This window comes from Spirulina subsalsa FACHB-351 (assembly GCF_026130165.1).
GTDB lineage: Bacteria > Cyanobacteriota > Cyanobacteriia > Cyanobacteriales > Spirulinaceae > Spirulina_A > Spirulina_A subsalsa_A.
Map to the genome: position 1 here is coordinate 2,088 of NZ_JAIHOM010000207.1, position 2,824 is coordinate 4,911.

Genomic DNA, 2,824 nt, shown 5'->3' on the forward strand with positions numbered 1-2,824 from the left:
TCTGCTCCCACTGCTTGTACGCATACGGTTTCAGGATCTATTTCACTCCCCTCTCCGGGGTTCTTTTCGCCTTTCCCTCACGGTACTGGTTCACTATCGGTCAGCCAGGAGTATTTAGCCTTGGAGGATGGTCCCCCCATGTTCAGTCAAGGTTTCACGTGCCCCGACCTACTCGATTTCACGACACTCAGATTTCGGCTACGGGACTATCACCCGCTATGGTCAGGCTTCCCAGCCTGTTCGCCTATCAGTTGTGCCGCTTAAGGGCTAGTCCCCGTTCGCTCGCCGCTACTGGGGGAATCTCGGTTGATTTCTTTTCCTCGGGGTACTTAGATGTTTCAGTTCCCCCGGTTCGCCTCCCAACACCTATGGATTCAGTGTGGGATACCCAGCTTGTGCTGGGTGGGTTTCCCCATTCGGAAATGCCCGGGTCACAGGTTGTTTGCCACCTCACCGAGCCTTATCGCAGGCTACCGCGTCCTTCATCGCCTCTGGCTGCCAAGGCATCCACCGTATGCGCTTAATCGCTTGACCATATAACCCGAAAGGGTCTGGTCCACGATTACGTCACGACAATTGCCGGATACGCTTGAGACGTATCACTTTGCTTTCTCCTTGCGGAGAAAACGTGTCAGCATGATTCACATTGTTAAAGAGCAGACTGTTCAGAGAACAGTGGGAAGTCTTAGGACTTCCCACTGGTCACTGCAGACAAAGACTGTGGCGTAGATGGTGGAGCCAAGCGGGATCGAACCGCTGACCTCCTGCGTGCAAGGCAGGCGCTCTCCCAGCTGAGCTATGGCCCCACTGATACCGACTTCCCGTCACGGGTCGTTCGGTTATTTTATTCAGGATAAGGCATTTCGGGGCGACGCATAGCCTGCTATGCGAGTCACGAAATAACGCCGTACTGGATAAAATTGGTGGGTCTGGGCAGATTTGAACTGCCGACCTCACCCTTATCAGGGGTGCGCTCTAACCAACTGAGCTACAGACCCGGCTAACCACTGGGTCGGCGACCCAAACAGTCTTTGCTCTGGCCGATCAGGTAATTCATTGTGAGCACTTGCCGCGAGGCGTGATACGTCGTTTAAGGAGGTGATCCAGCCGCAGGTTCCCCTACGGCTACCTTGTTACGACTTCACCCCAGTCATGAACCACACCGTGGTGATCGCCCTCCCGAAGGTTAGGCTAACCACTTCTGGTGCAGTCCACTCCCATGGTGTGACGGGCGGTGTGTACAAGGCCCGGGAACGTATTCACCGTGACATTCTGATTCACGATTACTAGCGATTCCGACTTCACGGAGTCGAGTTGCAGACTCCGATCCGGACTGAGATCAGCTTTCTGGGATTAGCTCACTTTCGCAAGTTCGCAACCCTTTGTACCGACCATTGTAGCACGTGTGTAGCCCTACCCGTAAGGGCCATGATGACTTGACGTCGTCCCCACCTTCCTCCGGTTTGTCACCGGCAGTCTCCTTAGAGTTCCCGACATTACTCGCTGGCAAATAAGGACAAGGGTTGCGCTCGTTACGGGACTTAACCCAACATTTCACAACACGAGCTGACGACAGCCATGCAGCACCTGTCTCTGCGTTCCCGAAGGCACCCCTTCGTCTCCGAAGGGTTCGCAGGATGTCAAGGGTAGGTAAGGTTCTTCGCGTTGCATCGAATTAAACCACATGCTCCACCGCTTGTGCGGGCCCCCGTCAATTCATTTGAGTTTTAACCTTGCGGCCGTACTCCCCAGGCGGTCGACTTATCGCGTTAACTGCGCCACAAAGTCCGCGAAGGACCCAACGGCTAGTCGACATCGTTTACGGCGTGGACTACCAGGGTATCTAATCCTGTTTGCTACCCACGCTTTCGCACCTCAGTGTCAGTGTCAGTCCAGAAGGCCGCCTTCGCCACTGGTATTCCTCCCGATCTCTACGCATTTCACCGCTACACCGGGAATTCTACCTTCCTCTCCTGCACTCTAGCCTGACAGTTCCGGATGCCGTTCCCAGGTTGAGCCCGGGGCTTTCACAACCGGCTTATCAAGCCACCTACGCGCGCTTTACGCCCAGTAATTCCGATTAACGCTCGCACCCTCCGTATTACCGCGGCTGCTGGCACGGAGTTAGCCGGTGCTTCTTCTGTGGGTGATGTCTTTCCTTGCGGGTATTAACCGCAAGGCGTTCTTCCCCACTGAAAGTGCTTTACAACCCGAGGGCCTTCTTCACACACGCGGCATGGCTGGATCAGGCTTGCGCCCATTGTCCAATATTCCCCACTGCTGCCTCCCGTAGGAGTTCGGGCCGTGTCTCAGTCCCGATGTGGCTGATCATCCTCTCAGACCAGCTACGGATCGTCGCCTTGGTGAGCCATTACCTCACCAACCAGCTAATCCGACATAGGCTCATCCGATAGCGCAAGGTCCGAAGAGCCCCTGCTTTCCCCCGTAGGGCGTATGCGGTATTAGCCTGGGTTTCCCCAGGTTATCCCCCACTACCGGGCAGATTCCTATGCATTACTCACCCGTCCGCCGCTCGCCACCAGGAAGCAAGCTTCCCGTGCTGCCGCTCGACTTGCATGTGTTAGGCCTGCCGCCAGCGTTCAATCTGAGCCATGATCAAACTCTTCAGTTTAAGATCATATAGTCCTTACCCTGACCCATGCCGAAACACGAGCAGAAAGCGGACCAAACTTGGCTCAAGGTCAAAGCTTCTCAAAAGACCCGAAGGTCTCGACGAGTCGCTTGCCTTGAAATGGTGTGACTTCTCACCACCTCATCGACAAGCGCCCACATGAATTACCTGATCGATTGTTAAAGAGCGGCT

Annotated in this window: 2 tRNA genes and 2 rRNA genes (1 of these 4 running past the window's edge); all 4 read right to left on the reverse strand. The window is 55.1% G+C overall.

The features are described from left to right. Nucleotides 1-534: ribosomal RNA gene (locus K4A83_RS22000) — 23S ribosomal RNA — on the reverse strand (its annotated part extends 2,087 nt beyond the left edge of the window); the annotation flags it as partial. A 196-nt stretch (nt 535-730) separates the two neighbouring features. After that, nucleotides 731-806: transfer RNA gene (locus tag K4A83_RS22005), tRNA-Ala, on the reverse strand. 115 nt (nt 807-921) lie between these two features. Next, nucleotides 922-998 (reverse strand) — tRNA-Ile (locus K4A83_RS22010). Between the two features lie 93 nt (nt 999-1,091). Next, nucleotides 1,092-2,632 (reverse strand): 16S ribosomal RNA (locus tag K4A83_RS22015). Between the last annotated feature and the right edge of the window lie 192 nt (nt 2,633-2,824).